This window comes from Pseudomonas sp. Z3-6 (assembly GCF_051131985.1).
Classification (GTDB): domain Bacteria; phylum Pseudomonadota; class Gammaproteobacteria; order Pseudomonadales; family Pseudomonadaceae; genus Aquipseudomonas; species Aquipseudomonas zanjanensis.
In genome coordinates this window covers 6,565,594-6,582,951 of sequence record NZ_CP071644.1, presented here as the reverse complement: position 1 = coordinate 6,582,951, position 17,358 = coordinate 6,565,594, and the positions used below count along the sequence as shown (strand labels likewise).

At 61.7% G+C, this 17,358-nt stretch carries 11 protein-coding genes; 6 read left to right on the top strand and 5 right to left on the bottom strand.

What is annotated here, in order from left to right; all coding sequences use genetic code 11:
• Nucleotides 1-123: 123 nt before the first annotated feature.
• The 4 genes from J3P88_RS28415 to glnA all read right to left on the bottom strand — a co-directional run bounded on the left by J3P88_RS28415 (nucleotide 124) and on the right by glnA (nucleotide 3,683).
• Nucleotides 124-747 carry a DUF4124 domain-containing protein gene (locus J3P88_RS28415; protein WP_434572950.1) on the bottom strand — a complete coding sequence of 208 codons (624 nt, stop codon included), beginning with the start codon at nucleotides 745-747 and terminating at the stop codon, nucleotides 124-126.
• Entirely contained in the window at nucleotides 744-1,262 is a 519-nt protein-coding gene (locus J3P88_RS28410; protein WP_434576643.1) for a DUF4124 domain-containing protein, read from the bottom strand. Before J3P88_RS28410 ends, J3P88_RS28415 begins: the two co-directional genes overlap by 4 nt.
• A gap of 328 nt (nucleotides 1,263-1,590) precedes the next feature.
• On the bottom strand, nucleotides 1,591-2,154 hold the full coding sequence (locus tag J3P88_RS28405; protein ID WP_434572948.1) for a chorismate mutase: 564 nt from the start codon (nucleotides 2,152-2,154) through the stop codon (nucleotides 1,591-1,593).
• Nucleotides 2,155-2,276: 122 nt separating this feature from the next.
• Nucleotides 2,277-3,683 (bottom strand): type I glutamate--ammonia ligase, encoded by a 1,407-nt coding sequence (gene glnA, locus J3P88_RS28400; RefSeq protein ID WP_014336114.1) that lies wholly within the window; start codon nucleotides 3,681-3,683, stop codon nucleotides 2,277-2,279.
• Between the two features lie 329 nt (nucleotides 3,684-4,012).
• On the opposite strand from glnA, the gene thiI reads away from it, so the two are divergent.
• Both thiI and typA read left to right on the top strand, forming a co-directional pair.
• Nucleotides 4,013-5,467, top strand: a complete 1,455-nt coding sequence (thiI, locus tag J3P88_RS28395) for a tRNA uracil 4-sulfurtransferase ThiI (RefSeq protein WP_434572946.1) — start codon at nucleotides 4,013-4,015, stop codon at nucleotides 5,465-5,467.
• Between the two features lie 133 nt (nucleotides 5,468-5,600).
• A complete protein-coding gene (typA, locus tag J3P88_RS28390) occupies nucleotides 5,601-7,421 on the top strand; it encodes a translational GTPase TypA (RefSeq protein WP_250961897.1) in 1,821 nt (606 codons plus the stop codon).
• 227 nt (nucleotides 7,422-7,648) lie between these two features.
• Here typA and J3P88_RS28385 read toward each other — a convergent pair whose 3' ends face one another.
• Nucleotides 7,649-8,086: a YkgJ family cysteine cluster protein gene (locus J3P88_RS28385; protein WP_003196865.1), complete on the bottom strand. Its 438-nt coding sequence runs from the start codon at nucleotides 8,084-8,086 to the stop codon at nucleotides 7,649-7,651.
• 254 nt (nucleotides 8,087-8,340) lie between these two features.
• Between J3P88_RS28385 and J3P88_RS28380 the strand changes: the two genes are divergently transcribed.
• From J3P88_RS28380 to J3P88_RS28365, 4 genes are all read left to right on the top strand, one after another.
• Nucleotides 8,341-10,791, top strand: a complete 2,451-nt coding sequence (locus J3P88_RS28380; RefSeq protein WP_434572943.1) for a glycogen/starch/alpha-glucan phosphorylase — start codon at nucleotides 8,341-8,343, stop codon at nucleotides 10,789-10,791.
• 319 nt (nucleotides 10,792-11,110) lie between these two features.
• A complete protein-coding gene (locus J3P88_RS28375; RefSeq protein WP_434572941.1) occupies nucleotides 11,111-14,734 on the top strand; it encodes a DUF2339 domain-containing protein in 3,624 nt (1,207 codons plus the stop codon).
• Nucleotides 14,731-16,107 (top strand): DUF3999 domain-containing protein, encoded by a 1,377-nt coding sequence (locus tag J3P88_RS28370; protein WP_434572939.1) that lies wholly within the window; start codon nucleotides 14,731-14,733, stop codon nucleotides 16,105-16,107. The genes J3P88_RS28375 and J3P88_RS28370 overlap by 4 nt, the downstream gene beginning before the upstream one ends.
• A gap of 239 nt (nucleotides 16,108-16,346) precedes the next feature.
• A complete protein-coding gene (locus J3P88_RS28365) occupies nucleotides 16,347-17,357 on the top strand; it encodes a class 1 fructose-bisphosphatase (RefSeq protein ID WP_030141457.1) in 1,011 nt (336 codons plus the stop codon).
• The last annotated feature ends 1 nt before the right edge of the window (nucleotide 17,358 follow it).

The window sequence follows — 17,358 nt, the reverse complement described above, 5'->3', positions numbered from 1 at the left end:
TGTTTTTCGGTCGGTTGCGTGGCGTTCTGCCAGCTTTTTCGGGTACTTTCGAACCAAAATGGGTTTTGGAACTGGGTATCGTGCAAGCTATTGCACCAATATAGTGCGTAGGTTTCGGTGGTGTTAGAAGAACGGCAAGATGCTGCTTTTTTCTTCTTCAGGTTTTTCGGCGAGAGGGCACTCGGGCCTTTGACCGTAGTCGGCCGTGGCGCAGGGCTTGATGCGGCGCTTTTGCGCCAGGGACATGCGCTGCATGTGGAAGGGCTGGTTGGCGGTGCGCTCGACGATGCGGTCCTGCTCGTCGAGGATTTCGACCGCCAGGTGATGAGTGCCTCGATCGATATTACTCAAGGCGAATACCGGGCTCGACCCCGGCGCGCCCGTCGGCTGGCCGTCGAGCAACAGGCGGTAGCGGTGGCCTTTTCTCAGGCCGGGCTCGCTGGTGACGCTGACGATCAGTTCGCCTGCGGTGCTGCGTATCGTCGCGTCCGGCTCGGGTATCAACAGCCGGAGCATTTCGTAATGGAACAGCGGCTCGGGCCGGGCTTCGGCCGCAGGCACCGAGGGTGTGCTCGCGGGCGGCGTCGGCATCCGGTTGCCGGGTGACACTTGGACTTTCTTTGCGTTGCCGGGGCGCGGCTGATCGGTGAACACACGATTACCCTGGGCATCGATGTAGGTGTAGACCTGCGCCACCCCGGGCAGCGCCGCCAATGCCAGGCCAAGGGCGAGCCACCAGCGGATCATGGTCGGTGCACCCGTTGCACGGTGAACGTGACGGTTTCGCTTTGCTGCACAAGGTTCTGTCCGTCGATGACCTGAACCGCCAGGCTGTGTTCGCCCCGATCGATATTCACCAATTGCAGGCGCGGCAGGTTGCTCGGCTGGCCGTAGGGCTGCCCGTCCAGCAGCAAGCGGAACAGATGGGGGCTGCGCAGGCGCGGTTGGGCATGCACGCCCACGGTGAAGGTGCCGTTGTTGGCTCGCAGGGCCTCCTCGGTGGGGATGTCGATCAGTTCCAGGATCTCATAGGCATTGCGCGGCTCGTCGCTGTTCGCGGGGGCTGGTGGCGTGTCCGGGCTGGTCGGGGATTGACGTTCGATGCTGTTGAGCGGCGGCAACTCCACCGTCTGCGCCGGTACGCCTTGGGGCGGCTGGTTGCTGTAGGCGGTGTTGCCCTCGGCGTCGGTGTACTTGTAGATCTGCGCGGCGGCGGGCAGTGCCAGCAGCAACAACAGGATGATTGAAAAACCGCGACCCATGGGAAATCGACCGAAAACCAAAGTGATGGATGCAGCATAGGCCAGGGCGGATGGTTGGCCCAGTGTTGTGTTCACAGCAAATCCCCTGTGGGAGCGGGCTTGCTCGCGAAGGCGGTGTGTCAGTCGCTGAGATATTGAATGTGCCGGCCCCTTCGCGAGCAAGCCCGCTCCCACAGGGGATCTGCAGTGAACACAAATCTTGTGCCCGATGCATAACCACTGTGGGAGCGAGCCTGCTCGCGAAAGCGGTGTGTCAGACGCTGATATGTTGAATGTACAGGCCTCATCGCGAGCAGGCTCGCTCCCACAAGGGAAGGGGGGGGCTGTCTTAAGCTTTTGTGGAGATACACAGTCCTCCGGTCGCTCGGATGAGCGCGAGGCGGTGCACCGGGTGCTGTTTGTTGTGGTGGGTGGCTTGGGCCAGCCATTGCGGGCAGTGCGGGTCGGTGCGGTAGGGGGCGAAATCGGCCAGTTGTTGCAGCAGGCGTTTTTGCAGTCGATCAAGTTGTGGGCGGATCTCGCCTACCAAGTCCGGGCGTGGCAGGTCCGGGGCCTTGCCGTCCAGGGCCCAGTCGGACAAGTTGATGTATTGCACCATTTTGTTGGCTTCTATCTGGGCGGCGAAAAACGCTTCCACGGTTTCACCACTCAGCTTGTAGGCCGGCGCCTGGGCAACGGCGGCGGCAATGACTTCACGCTCGCGCTGACGGTCCTCCACAGGTTTGCCACTGTCCCATTTGCTCAACGCTACCTGGTCGGCGATGGCCAGGCGTTCGCCAATGGCGTTGAGCAGCGGGGTGAGGTCGTCAGGGGCGCGGGTCGAGGCGGCTTCGGCGGTGGTAGCCAGCAGCGCGGCAGACAGGGCAAGGCAGAGCTTGAAGCGCAACGTCATGGTCAGTCTCGTCTTCTGTGGGGGAGCGACGAGGCATCATGCACTTAACCTGCACCCATAAAAAAGGCCTCCCGAAGGAGGCCTCTCTTTAGTTCACGCCGTGCGTGGCGGCGCTTACTGGATCAGCAGCTGTAGTACAGCTCATATTCCAGTGGGTGTACGAAGGTGCGAACCTTGATTTCTTCTTCGCTCTTCAGTGCGATGTAAGCGTCGATGAAGTCATCGCTGAATACGCCGCCCTTGGTCAGGAAGGCACGGCCCTTGTCCAGCTCTTCCAGGGCTTCTTTCAGGCTGCCACAGACCTGTGGGATTTCCTTGGCCTCTTCAGGCGGCAGGTCATACAGGTTTTTGTCAGCAGCATCGCCAGGGTGGATCTTGTTCTGGATACCATCCAGGCCGGCCATCATCAGTGCAGCGAAAGCCAGGTACGGGTTGGCAGCCGGATCCGGGAAGCGTGCTTCGATACGGCGGGCTTTAGGGCTGTTCACATAAGGAATACGGATCGAGGCGGAACGGTTGCGAGCCGAGTAGGCCAGCATGACCGGTGCTTCGAAGCCTGGGACCAGACGCTTGTAGGAGTTGGTCGACGGGTTGGTGAAGCCGTTCAGGGCCTTACCGTGCTTGATGATACCGCCGATGAAGTACAGGGCAGTGTCCGACAGGCCGGCATAGCCTTCGCCTGCGAAGGTGTTCTTGCCGTCCTTGGAGATCGACATGTGAACGTGCATGCCCGAACCGTTGTCGCCGTACAGAGGCTTCGGCATGAAGGTCGCGGTGCGGCCGTAGGCGTCAGCCACGTTGTGCACGCAGTACTTGAGGGTCTGAACTTCGTCAGCCTTCTTGACCAGCGTGTTGAATTTCACGCCGATTTCGTTCTGGCCGGCAGTCGCCACTTCGTGGTGGTGAACTTCGACGGTCTGGCCCATTTCTTCCAGTGCGTTGCACATGGAGGTACGGATCTCGTGGTCGAAGTCGAACGGTGGAACCGGGAAGTAACCGCCCTTGATACCTGGGCGGTGGCCTTTGTTGCCGCCTTCCACGTCCTGGTCGGACATCCACGAACCTTGTTCGGAGAAGATCTTGAACATCGAGCCGGAGATGTCGGACTTGAACTTGACCGAGTCGAAGATGAAGAACTCAGGCTCAGGACCGAAGAAAGCGGTGTCGCCGATACCGGTGGACTTCAGGTATTCCTCGGCACGGTGGGCGATGGCGCGTGGGTCGCGGTCATAGCCTTGCATGGTCGAAGGTTCGATGATGTCGCAGACCAGGATCAGGGTCGGCTCTTCGGTGAACGGGTCCAGGACGGCGGTTTCGTCGTCCGGCATCAGGATCATGTCGGAGGCTTCGATGCCTTTCCAGCCGGAGATGGAGGAACCGTCGAACATCTTGCCGATTTCGAAGAATTCGTCGTCCAGCGCATCACGGGCCGGCATGGTCACGTGATGTTGAGTGCCTTTGGTGTCAGTGAAGCGCAGATCAATCCACTTGACGTCATGATCTTTGATGAGTTGAACCGACTTCGACATATGTCCTCCGGGTGGCTTCGGGCGGGTAGTGGAGTGCCCTTAGATATGGGTGATGCCGGCGCGAATACTCTGCCAAGGCAACCTGCCTCACAAGGGAGCAAATTGCATGCCAGTGCCCCACCATGGGTTTTTTGCACCAAATCCTCGCTTTTAAAGGCGTAAATCACAGATTGTCAGACAATAACGCACTGCAATGTGGCGCCGTCAATCGATAATGACCTGTTTTGGTGCATGCAAAACCATCTGCACAGAAACTGGTTAAACCTTGAGCAATTTCCGCTATAATCCGCGCCCCCCTTTTTTCGGCTGGCCGTTCGCGCGCTGTTTTCATGAAACTAATCGTAAAAGTCTTCCCCGAGATCACCATCAAGAGCCGCCCGGTACGGATGCGTTTCATCCGCCAGTTGGCCAAGAACATCCGTGCCGTGCTCCGAGACCTGGACCCGGCTGTGGTGGTGAATGGCGTGTGGGACAACCTCGAGCTGGAAACCCGTGTCAGCGAACCCAAGGTCCTCAAGGAAATGACCGAGCGCCTGAGCTGCATGCCGGGCATCGCGCATTTTCTGCAAGTCGATGAATACCCGTTGGGTGATTTCGACGACATCCTTGCCAAGTGCATGCTTCATTATGGTGACGCACTGACCGGCAAGATCTTTTCGGTGCGTTGCAAGCGTGCGGGCAAGCATGCGTTCAGCTCGATGGATGTGGAGAAGTACGTCGGCAGCCAATTGCGCCGGCAATGCGGCGCGGCCGGTATTTCGTTGAAAGATCCGGAAATCGAAGTCCGCATCGAAATTCGCGACCAGCGGCTATTCGTGATCCACAGCCAGCACAACAGCATCGGCGGTTATCCGCTGGGTTCGCTGGAGCAGACCCTGGTGCTGATGTCCGGTGGCTTCGACTCCACGGTAGCCGCCTATCAGATCATGCGTCGCGGGTTGATGAGCCATTTCTGCTTCTTCAACCTGGGCGGGCGCGCCCATGAATTGGGCGTGATGGAAGTGGCGCACTTCATCTGGAAGAAGTACGGCAGCTCCCAACGCGTGTTATTTGTGAGTGTGCCGTTCGAGGAAGTCCTGGGCGAGATTCTCGGCAAAGTCGATAACAGTCATATGGGCGTCATTTTGAAGCGTATGATGTTGCGCGCCGCTTCACGAATTGCCGACCGCCTGCAAATCGACGCGCTGGTGACCGGCGAGGCGATCTCCCAGGTGTCGAGCCAGACGTTGCCGAACCTGTCGGTGATCGACTGCGTGACCGAGAAGCTGGTCTTGCGTCCACTGATCGCCAGCCACAAGCAGGACATCATCGACCAGGCCAATGAAATCGGCACCGCCGAGTTTGCCCGGCACATGCCGGAGTATTGCGGCGTCATCTCGGTCAATCCGAAGACGGCGGCCAAGCGCGGGCGGGTAGAGCACGAAGAGAAAGAATTCGACATGGCGGTGCTCGAGCGTGCGCTCGAAAACGCCAGGCTGGTGCCGATTGATCGGGTTATCGATGAATTGGGCCAGGATGTTCAAATTGAAGAAGTCGGCGAAGCGCTGGCCGGTCAGATCATCATCGACATCCGCCACCCGGATGATGCTGAAGACGACCCGCTGAGTGTCGCCGGCATCGAGGTAAAAACGATGCCGTTCTATGCCGTGAACGCGCGTTTCAAGGAACTGGACCCTACTCGCCAGTACCTGCTGTATTGCGACAAAGGCGTGATGAGTCGCCTGCATGCCCACCATTTGCTCAGTGAGGGGCATGCCAATGTGCGCGTTTATCGACCGAGCTAAGTGCCCGGGGCTGTTTGCCTGTGGCCTGCGTCACCGGCCCCCCGACGCCGCCGACACGCTGTAACTGTCGGACTCAACGTAAATCGCTGCCACGACCTGTCAGCACACCGAATCCTCTGATCGAGATACACAAGTGATCGAAAATCTACGCAACATCGCCATCATTGCTCACGTTGACCATGGTAAGACCACCCTGGTAGACAAACTCTTGCGTCAATCCGGCACCCTGGAGCGCAACGAGCTCAACGACGAGCGCGTGATGGACTCCAACGACCAGGAAAAAGAGCGCGGTATTACCATCCTGGCGAAAAACACCGCCATCAACTGGAACGGCTACCACATCAACATCGTGGACACCCCGGGCCACGCCGACTTCGGTGGTGAAGTAGAGCGCGTGATGTCGATGGTCGACTCCGTACTGCTGCTGGTTGACGCTCAAGACGGCCCTATGCCGCAAACCCGTTTCGTGACCAAGAAGGCGTTCGAAGCCGGCCTGCGTCCGATCGTGGTCATCAACAAGGTTGACCGTCCAGGCGCGCGTCCGGACTGGGTTCTGGACCAGATCTTCGACCTGTTCGACAACCTGGGTGCCACCGAAGAACAGCTGGACTTCAAAGTCGTCTACGCCTCGGCCCTGAACGGCATTGCCGGCCTGGACCACACCGCCATGGCGGAAGACATGACCCCGCTGTACCAGTCGATCGTCGACGACGTACCGGCACCGAAAGTCGACCGTGACGGTCCGTTCCAGATGCAGATCTCGGCACTGGACTACAACAGCTTCCTGGGTGTGATCGGTGTTGGCCGTATCGCCCGTGGTCGCATCAAGCCGAACACCCCGGTGGTTGCCATCGACGCTGAAGGCAAGAAGCGCAACGGTCGTATCCTCAAGCTGATGGGTCACCACGGCCTGCACCGCATCGACGTTGAAGAAGCAGCGGCCGGCGACATCGTCTGCATCAGCGGCTTCGACCAGCTGTTCATCTCCGACACCCTGTGCGACCCACTGAACGTCGAAGCGATGAAGCCGCTGACCGTTGACGAACCTACCGTTTCGATGACCTTCCAGGTCAACGACTCGCCGTTCTGCGGCCGCGAAGGCAAGTTCGTGACCAGCCGTAACATCAAGGAACGCCTGGACAAGGAACTGCTCTACAACGTTGCCCTGCGCGTTGAAGAAGGCGACTCGGCCGACAAGTTCAAGGTCTCCGGCCGTGGTGAGCTGCACCTCTCGGTACTGATCGAAACCATGCGTCGCGAAGGCTTCGAAATGGGCGTGGGTCGTCCTGAAGTGATCATCCGCATGGTCGATGGCGTCAAGCACGAACCGTACGAAAACGTGACCATCGACCTGCCGGAAGAATCCCAGGGCGCGATCATGGAACAAATGGGCCTGCGTAAAGGCGACCTGACCAACATGGTTCCGGATGGCAAGGGCCGTGTGCGCCTTGAGTACAACATCCCGGCCCGTGGCCTGATCGGTTTCCGTAACGAGTTCCTGACCCTGACCTCCGGTGGCGGCATCCTGACCTCGATCTTCGATCGTTACGACGTGATGAAGTCCGGCGACATGTCCGGCCGTCAGAACGGCGTGCTGGTATCGGTTGCCACCGGCAAGGCCCTGACCTACTCGCTGGAGACCCTGCAAGCGCGCGGCAAGCTGTTCGTCGAGCACGGCCAGGATATCTACGAAGGTCAAATCGTCGGCCTGAACAGCCGCGACAACGACCTGGGCGTGAACCCAACCAAAGGCAAGAAGCTCGACAACATGCGTGCTTCGGGCAAGGACGAAACCATCGCCCTGGTTCCGCCGGTCAAGTTCACCCTGGAACAAGCGCTGGAGTTCGTACAGGAAGACGAGCTGTGTGAAGTGACGCCTAAGTCGATTCGCCTGCGTAAGAAAATCCTTGGCGAAAGCGAGCGTACCCGCGCTGCCAAGAAAAGCGGCAACTGAGTCTCGACTTAGTTAGCAGCTGAAAAAAAACGCCCCCGGTCGTGAGATCAGGGGCGTTTTTTTATGCCTGGGAATTATTGGGTGTCTGATAGGGCCCCTTCGCGAGCAAGCCCGCTCCCACAGTTGATTTTCAGTGGGCACAGATTTTGTATCCGCCGTAGATCCATTGTGGGAGCGGGCTTGCTCGCGAAAGCTATCGGCCAAACGCCGCAGAAACTATCAGTTGATCAAAACTTGTCCAACGTCCGCGGGTTGCGCTCGCGCTCCACTTCCTTGGGCTTGTAGGCGCAATAGCCTGGCCGTGGCCCGACCCGCGGATGGTTGCGGCAGGTGTCCGGGCGCTTTTCGTAAATGGTGCACAACCGGCTCTTGCGGTCCAGATAAAGGCAATCGTTGTTGCTCATGCGCTGGAGCGTGAAGATTTCCGACTTCTGGTTGTAGCGCTCGACGATCCCTTCCTTTTGCAGGCGCTTGGCGATGTTCTTCGGTGGGTCGCCCAGTTCGAACTCATCGACGATGCCAATGCGGATCAGGTCCTTGATCTTGACCTCCACCGGCAGCGTGCAGCAGCTCGACACGCAGGAACCGCACATCGGGGCGGAGTACTTGGCCCAGGTATCGAGTCGGTCGATCTCCGCGGCGGCGATCAGGTTGGGCTTCATCATCACGGTTTACCAGCATGCATCAGGGCGCGCGATCATACCGGGACTGGTGAAATTTTGAACGACCATCTGCCGGTTTTTTTTGCATCCCGGTAAAACCTGTCCGGACCGGCACGGCCCCTGCATTCATTCGGCCATCCGGCAATTTCATGGCGGCGATTCTCCGGCACTCGGGGAAATCCACCGAACCAAGAGCCTGTACCGTCTGTCAGACCGTCTAGGCTCAGACAATTCCATGCTCGTTCGAGGTCTTATCAATGACTCAAGAACCACTTGTTCGCGAAGCTGAAGTTGCGGCATTTCGCGACGCCGTGTTGACCAAACTCACTTATGCCGTCGGCAAGGACCCCGATCATGCGTTTGATCACGATTGGTTCGAAGCCATTGCCCTCGCCGCCCGCGACCACATGGTCGAACACTGGATGGACCACACGCGGCAGATCTACCGCAAGGGCCAGAAGCGGGTCTATTACCTTTCCCTGGAATTTCTCATCGGTCGCTTGCTCTACGACAGCCTGAGCAACCTCGGCTTGCTGGACACCGCCCGTGAGGCCTTGACTGAGCTGGGCGTGGACCTGGAGCGCATCCGCCTGCTCGAGCCCGACGCGGCGCTGGGCAACGGTGGCCTTGGCCGCCTGGCGGCGTGCTTCATGGAAAGCATGTCCACACTGGGTATCGCCGGCCATGGCTACGGTATTCGTTACGAACACGGCTTGTTCCGCCAGGCCATCGTCGACGGCTGGCAGCAGGAGCAGACCGAGCACTGGCTGGATTTCGGCAACCCGTGGGAGTTCGAACGTCCGGAAGTGGTCTACCCGATCGGCTTTGGCGGCAGCGTCGAGACCGTCACCGACGACACCGGCAAGACCCGCCAGGTCTGGTCTCCGGCCGAAACCGTGCGGGCCATTGCCTATGACACGCCGGTGGTGGGCTGGCGCGGCGCGAGCGTCAACACCCTGCGCCTGTGGCGTGCCCGGGCCATGGAAGAGTTGCACCTGGAGCGCTTCAATGCCGGCGACCACTTGGGCGCGGTAGCGGAAGTGGCCCGGGCCGAGAGTATTTCCCGCGTGCTGTACCCAGCCGACAGCACCGAAGCCGGGCAGGAGCTGCGCCTGCGCCAGGAGTATTTTTTCGTCGCCGCCTCGTTGCAGGACTTGCTGCGCCGGCATCGCAACATGCACACCTCGGTGCTGACCCTGGGCGATCACGCGGCCATCCAGCTCAACGACACGCACCCGTCCATTGCCGTGGCCGAGTTGATGCGGCAATTGGTGGACGTCTACGACGTGGCCTGGGACGCGGCCTGGCAGGTCACCCAGGACACGCTGTCCTACACCAACCACACGCTGTTGCCCGAAGCCCTGGAGACCTGGCCGGTGGGGTTGATGGAGCGCATGTTGCCCCGGCACATGCAGATCATCTACCTGATCAACGCCCAGCACATCGATTCGCTGCGGGCCAAGGGTGTGCACGATTTCGACGTCCTGCGCGCGGTGTCGCTGATCGAGGAGGACAACGGCCGCCGGGTGCGCATGGGCAACCTGGCGTTCCTCGGTTCCCACAGCGTCAATGGCGTGTCCGGGCTGCATACCCAGTTGATGCGCAGCACGGTGTTCTCCGAGCTGCACAAGCTCTATCCGGAGCGGATCAACAACAAGACCAACGGCATCACCTTCCGCCGCTGGCTGTTCCAGGCCAACGCTGAATTGACGTCGATGATGGTCGACGCCCTCGGCCCGAGCGTGCTCGACAACCCAGAGGAGCGCTTGATCGAACTGGAACCGTTTGCCGACAAGCCGGCGTTTCGCAAGCAGTTCGCCGAGCAGCGCCTGCACAGCAAGAAGGCCCTGGCTTACTTGATTCATGAACGATTGGGCATCGCCGTCAACCCGGCGGCGATGTTCGACGTGCAGGTCAAGCGGATCCACGAGTACAAGCGCCAGTTGCTCAACCTGATGCACACCGTGGCGCTGTACCAGGCGATTCGTGCCGAGCCGGAAGTGGACTGGGTGCCGCGGGTGAAGATCTTCGCCGGCAAGGCCGCCGCCAGTTATCACCAGGCCAAGCTGATCATCAAATTGACCAACGACATCGCCCGGGTGGTGAACAACGACCCGACCGTGCGCGGCTTGCTCAAGGTGGTGTTCCTGCCCAACTACAACGTCAGCCTGGCCGAAAGCATCATCCCGGCGGCGGACTTGTCGGAGCAGATTTCTACCGCCGGTTTCGAGGCCTCGGGTACCAGCAACATGAAGTTCGGCCTCAACGGTGCGCTGACCATCGGCACCATGGACGGCGCCAACGTGGAGATGCATGACCGCGTCGGTGGCGAGCACATGTTCATCTTCGGCCTGACCGCCGAGCAGGTGGAGGCGCGCAAGCGCAACGGCGAATTCAGCGCCGCGCCGGACATCGCCGCGTCCCATCGGCTCAATGATGTGCTGCAGGCGATTCGTGGCGGGGTGTTCTCGCCGGACGATCCGATGCGCTACACCGGGCTGGTGGACTCGCTGGTGGATTACGACCGCTTCCTGGTGTGCGCCGATTTCGACGCCTACTGGAACGCCCAGGCCAAGGTCGAGGAGAAGTGGCACGACTCCAAGCAATGGTGGCGCTCGGCGGTGCTCAACACCGCGCGCATGGGCTGGTTCTCCTCGGACCGGACCATCCGGGAATACGCCACCGACATCTGGAAAGCCCTGGAATAGCCTTTACTGCAAGAAATGTGAGCGAAGCCCAACGGCGGTTGGGCTTCGTCGATATACTAGGCGCCAGTTTCGCCGGGCTGTGCAGCCGGACTCGGTACTGGAAATGCCAACCATCCAATGTGGGAGCGAACTGTGTGGGAGCAAGGCTTGCCCGCGATGAAAACGCCGCGGTCTCTTGAGGACCGCAGCGCCTGGATCGCGAGCAAGCCTTGCTCCCACACAGCTCGCTCCCACAGGGCTTGGGGGTTTTCCACTAGACTGATCCAGGCACCGCATCACCCCGGTTACGCCCGCAACGGGCCGCTTAGGGATATCGACCATGCAATGGATCTTGACGTTGTTGGGCCTGGCACTCGGCTGGGTGGTGGACGAGTCGTTCGCCGATGCGCTGATAGGCGCACTGGTGGGGCTTGGCATCGCCCAGGCGTTTCGACTGGGGCGCCTGGGAGTCCAGGCGGCCAAGCAACAGATCTTGTTGCAGGAAGCCCAGCAGAGCGTGCTCACGTTGGAAGCCCGCCTGGCGGTTCTCGAACGCGGCAAGGTGGCCGAACCGCCTGATCCGACGCCAGCGCCCGAGGTTGCCGTGCCCCAGGCCGCGCAGCCCGCGACGCGTAGCGAGCCGCAGCTCGTCTGGGAATTGCCGACAGACCTCGAACCCGTTTCCGCGATGGCCAGCCAGGCCAGCCAGCCGTTGCCCGAGAACATTTGGAAACCCGCGCCAGAGACGTCCAGTCGACGTGCCAACCGCGACTTTGCCCCTTTGCCCCTGGAGCCGATCGCTGCGGAGCCGGCGGCCCCGCGTGGCCCGAATCTGTTCGACCGCGCCGTGACGGGCGCGCGCAACTGGCTGTTTGGCGGCAACACCGTGCTGCGAGTCGGTGTGCTGCTGTTGTTCCTCGGCCTGGCGTTCCTGCTGCGCTACGCCACCGAAGGCATGGTGGTGCCAATCGAAGTGCGTTATGCCGGTGTCGCGGCCAGTGCGTTGGGCCTGCTGGGCCTGGGCTGGTGGTTGCGCCAACGCAACAGCAGTTATGCGCTGATGCTCCAGGGGACCGGGATCGCCGTGCTGTACCTGACGGTGTTCGCCGCCATGCGCCTGCATCCGTTGCTCGACTCCAAGGCGGCCCTGGGTTTGCTGGTGGCGGTCACGGTGTTCTCGGCGATCCTCGCGGTTACCCAGAACGCCATGGGCCTGGCTGCTGCGGCGGCGCTGGGCGGGTTTGCCGCCCCGATCCTGACCTCCACCGGCAGCGGCAACCACGTTGCCCTGTTCAGCTATTTCATCCTGCTCAATGCCGGCATCCTTGCAATCGCCTGGTTCAAGGCCTGGCGCCTGCTCAACCTGATCGGTTTTGTCGGTACCTTCGGCATCGGTTTCGCCTGGGGCCTGCGTTCCTACGCACCGGAACTGCTGTGGAGCACCGAGCCGTTCCTGATCCTGTTCTTCCTCATCTACCTGGCGATTGGCTTGCTGTTCACGCGGCGCAAATTGTTGGAAATGAGCGACGCTCCCGAAGACGCTAGCCGCGAGGCGTTGCTGCGCTGGTCGGCGCGCAAGGGCGATTACGTGGACGGCAGCATGCTGTTCGGCCCGCCGCTGGTGGGCTTCGGCTTGCAGTTCGCGTTGGTGCAGCACCTGGATTTCGCCGCCGCCTTCAGCGCCCTGGCCCTGGGTATGATCTACATGGGCCTGGCTCGGCTATTGATGGGTGGGCGCGCCCTGCTGTTGGCGGAAACCTGCCTGGCCCTGGGGGTGATTTTTGCCAGCCTGGCGATCCCGTTGGGGCTCGATGCCCGTTGGACCGCGGCTGCGTGGGCCGTGGAAGGCGCGGGAATCTTCTGGCTGGGCCTGCGCCAGCAACGTCCATTGGCCCGGGCTTTTGCCTTGTTGCTGCAATTGGGTTCGGCACTGGCGTTCCTCAGCGAGTTGCGCACTGGCGACGGCAGCCTGCTCGATGGTTCACCGCTGGGAGCATTGATGCTCGGCGGCGCCTTGCTGTTCACCTTCTACCAGTTGCTCAAGGCTGAGCCCGGACACTGTTCGCATTGGGAACGCCAAGGCCGGCCGATGCTGGCGGTGCTGGGGCTGAGTTTCCTCTATCTGCTGGCGCCGCTGTTCTTCCTCACCCACGGCACTGCCATTGCCTGGGCCCTCGCCGGTTTGGCGACGCTGTTTGTCGGCCTGCGCCTGCAATCGCGTAGCTTCCTGTTCACGGCGTTTGCGGTGCAATTGCTCGGCGGCGCGCTGTTCCTGTTGCGCTTGCAAGGTGCCGAGGGCGATGCGTCAGCGGTGTTCAGCGCGGGTTGGAGCGGTTTGCTCAGTGCCTCGCTGATCGGCCTGGCGTTGATCGGCGGCATGTTGCTGGCGGCGCGCGACGACATGGTGCGCAACGATGTGCGGTTGCTGCGCGGCTTGTCGGTGGTATTGCTGGCGGGGCTGGTGCTGATCAATCTCGCGGTGCTGTTCGTCCTGCCGTGGCAAACGGCGAGCGGCGTATGGGCGGCCAGCGGCCTGTTGATCATCTGGCTGAGCCTGTACCTGAAACAACGGGTGAGCTTTGTCTTCGGCCTGCTGCTGCAACTGCTGGGCGGTGCGGCGTTCCTGACGGCGGGGCCGGCGCTGTTGGGGCCGCTCAATGCCGAGGACCTGCGGCCCCTGGCCCATAGCGGCTTCTGGACGCCGTTGGTGCTGGGGCTGGCAGCGCTGGTAGGGGCATGGCGCCTGCAGCGGGCGCATGCGGCGCAGGAACTCGATGCCTTGAGCTTGCAGCGCCTGTCCGAGCTGTTGCTGATCTGGGGCGCCGGTTGGTGGGCGCTGGCGTGGGTCAGCGAAGTGCTGCGCTTCGCCCCGGCGAATCTGCAAGGCAGCTTGTTGTTGGCGGTCGCGGCGCTCAGCGTGGCGGTGTGGAGCGTATTGTCGCTGCGCTTGAAATGGCCGGCGCTGGGGCTGCTGTGCACCTTGTTGATCCCGGCGGCGGGTTGTGTGCTGGTGGCAACGGGGCACAGCCATTACCACCCGGCGGCGAACTTTGGTTGGCTGGCCTGGCTGGCGGTATTCGCCGTGCATTTCCTCTCGCTCAAGCGCTTGGCCGAGACGCTGCCGGCGCAGGCGCGCAGCACGGCCCACGTCCTCGGTTGCTGGTTGCTGATGGCGGTGTTGATGCTGGAGTTGCGTTACGGCCTGCTGTTGCTGTCCGAGCAGTACAATGCCTGGCGCTGGCTGGCCTGGGCGATCCTGCCTGGCTTGTACCTGGTGCTGATGGCCACGCCGCGTACCTTGCCATGGCCGGTCTCGGCCCAGCCGCGCGAATACCGGGTCTATGCGGCGGCGCCCATGGCGCTGTTGATGCTCGGTTGGTTCTGGCTGACCAACACCTTCAGCGATGGCAACTCAGAGCCACTGCCTTATGTGCCGTTGCTCAATCCCCTGGAACTGGGCCTGCTGTTCGCCTTGTTCGGTATCTATGTGTGGGCCCGCAACGCCGTGGCGCAATCGACGAACCGCTGGAGTCGCGTCGGGCACATCGCCCAGTTGATCGCCGGTGTGTCGCTGTTCGCCTTCTTCACTGCCCTGGTGATGCGCACGGCTCACCAGTGGATGGGCGTCCCGTACGAGCTGGATGCGCTGCTCGAGTCAATGTTCGTGCAGGCCGGCTTGTCCATTGTCTGGACCCTGATCGCCCTGGGCCTGATGATCGGGGGGCACCTGCGCCATCGCCGGGAAGTGTGGCTGGTGGGCGCGGCGTTGATCGCCGTGGTCGTGGCGAAGCTGTTCTTTGTCGAATTGAGTAACCGTGGCGGTCTGGCGCGGATCGTGTCGTTTATCGGCGTGGGCGTGTTGTTGCTGGTGGTGGGCTACTTCGCGCCGCTGCCGCCAAAACGTCCGGAAACGGCCTCACCGGTCGAGCCGCCGATGCCTGTCAGTGAGGGAGTGTCATCTTGAGTCGCACGTTGAATCGGATCGGGCTGGGTGTGGTCGGGTTGTGGGTGGCCTTGTCGGCTACGGCCCAGGAGCAACCGGCGGATTTCGCCCATCAGGTGCCGTTGGCCCTGAGCGGCGAAGGGCCGTGGTATCGCCTGCCATTGCCATTGGACGTTCAATTGCAAGCGCGGCAGACCGACCTGAGTGACCTGCGGGTCTTCAACGCCGCCGGCCAGGCCCAGGCCTACGCCTTGGTGCGCGAGTCGGCCCAGAGCCGGGAAAACCGCACCCTCACCGACGTGAAGTGGTTCCCGCTGTACAACGCCGCCGATGATAACGAGCGTGCGCCTAGTGTGCGGGTGCAATCGAACGCCAATGGCACCCTGGTGGAAGTCCAACCCGCCAGCCGGCTCGAAGCCGGGGAAGAGGCGTTGCGTGGCTGGTTGTTGGATGCCAGTGCGATCAAGGCACCGCTGCAGCAGTTGATCCTTGACTGGACCAGCGAGCGCGACGGCTTCCAGCGATTCACCATCGAAGCCAGCGACGATTTGCAGCACTGGCAGTCATGGGGCGAAGGCCAGGTGGCGCGCCTGACCTTTGCCGACGAGCAGGTCGAACAGCATGAAGTGAACCTGCCGGGGCAGCCGGCGCGCTATTTGCGGCTGCTGTGGGATTCGCCATCCTCGGCGCCGGTGCTGACCTCGGCCCAGTTGCAAAGCGCCAGCCGCGAAAACCTGCCGTTGCCACTGGCCTGGTCGCAGCCGTTGGCCGGCAGCACGACGAAGACCGGTGAATACACCTGGCAGCTGCCCATGGGGCTGAACATCGAACAGGTGGAGGTCGAACTGAGCCAGGCCAACAGCCTGGCGCCGGTGACCCTGGCTGGCCGCCGCGAAAGCAGCCATCCGTGGCAGCCGCTGGGCGCTGGTTTGCTTTATCGCCTGACCCAGAACGGCCAGGACGTGCTGCAAAACCGTTTGCAACTGTCCGGCCAGACCGTGCAGCAACTGAAATTGACCGTGGACGAGCGCGGCGGTGGCTTGGGAGCCGAAGCCCCGGCGTTGCGCTTTGCCGTGCGTCCGACCCAAGTGGTGTTCCTGGCGCGGGGCGAAGGCCCCTACCGCCTGGCGCTGGGCAGCGCGACAGCCAAGACGGCCAGCCTGCCATTGACCACGCTGGTGCCCGATTACAAGCCGTCGCGCCTGGCGACGCTGGGGACGGCGACAGTGAACGGCTCGGCCACTTCGACGCCGACTGCGGCCGCTGCCACTGTGCCGGCGACGGTCGATACCAACTGGAAGAAAATCGGCTTGTGGGCGGTGTTGCTGCTCAGTGTGCTGTTCCTCGCGGCGATGGCCTTCAGCCTGCTGCGCAAGCCGCCGGTCAAATCCTGAGTTTGGGACAACCGATAAACCGAGTCGCCTGTTTCGCGAGCAAGCCCGCTCCCACAGGAGTCCGCATTCCAATGTGGGAGCGGGCTTGCTCGCGAAAGCGGTCTTCCATCCACCCAAAATCCACGAGCAACCGCCGGCCTGTGAACTCAATCCTCCATATCCCGTCTCATAGGAGGAATTAAGTCCCGACTCGCGCTAAACTGCGCGGGTTTTCCGCCCCCTATTCTTCGGAGCCGTCCATGTCCCGCGTTACCTTGAGTCGCTATTTGATTGAGCAGACCCGCAGCAACAATACCCCTGCCGATCTGCGCTTTTTGATCGAAGTGGTGGCGCGTGCGTGCAAGGAGATCAGCCACGCCGTCTCCAAAGGCGCCTTGGGTGGTGTCCTGGGCAGCATGGGCACCGAAAACGTGCAGGGCGAAGTGCAGAAGAAGCTGGACGTGCTGTCCAACGAAATCCTGCTCGAAGCCAACGAATGGGGCGGTCACCTGGCCGGCATGGCATCCGAGGAAATGGACAATGCCTACCAGATCCCGGGCAAATACCCCAAGGGTGCCTACCTGCTGGTGTTCGACCCACTGGACGGTTCGTCGAACATCGACATCAACGCGCCGGTCGGCACCATCTTCTCGGTTCTGCGTTGCCCGAACGAGTACCTGAGCCAGAACGAAGCCCTGAATGAAAAGGCCTTCTTGCAGCCAGGCACCGAGCAGGTTGCCGCCGGTTATGCCATCTATGGCCCGCAGACCATGCTGGTGCTGACCTTGGGCGACGGCGTCAAGGGCTTCACCCTGGACCGCGAGATGGGCAGCTTCGTCCTGACCCACGAAGACATCACCATTCCTGAAACCACCCAGGAATTCGCCATCAACATGTCCAACCAGCGTCACTGGGAAGCTCCGGTACAACGCTACGTCAGTGAGTTGCTGGCCGGTGAAGAAGGCCCGCTGAAGAAGAACTACAACATGCGCTGGGTCGCCGCGATGGTTGCCGATGTGCACCGGATCCTGACCCGTGGCGGCCTGTTCATGTACCCGCGCGACAGCCGCGAGCCCTCCAAGCCAGGCAAGCTGCGCCTGATGTACGAAGCCAACCCGATGTCGTTCCTGGTGGAGCAGGCCGGTGGCGCTTCCACCGATGGGCACCAGCGCATTCTCGATATCAAGCCTGAAGGCCTGCACCAGCGCGTGGCCGTGTTCCTCGGTTCGAAGGAAGAAGTGGCCCGCGCCACGGCTTACCACAAGGAGTAAA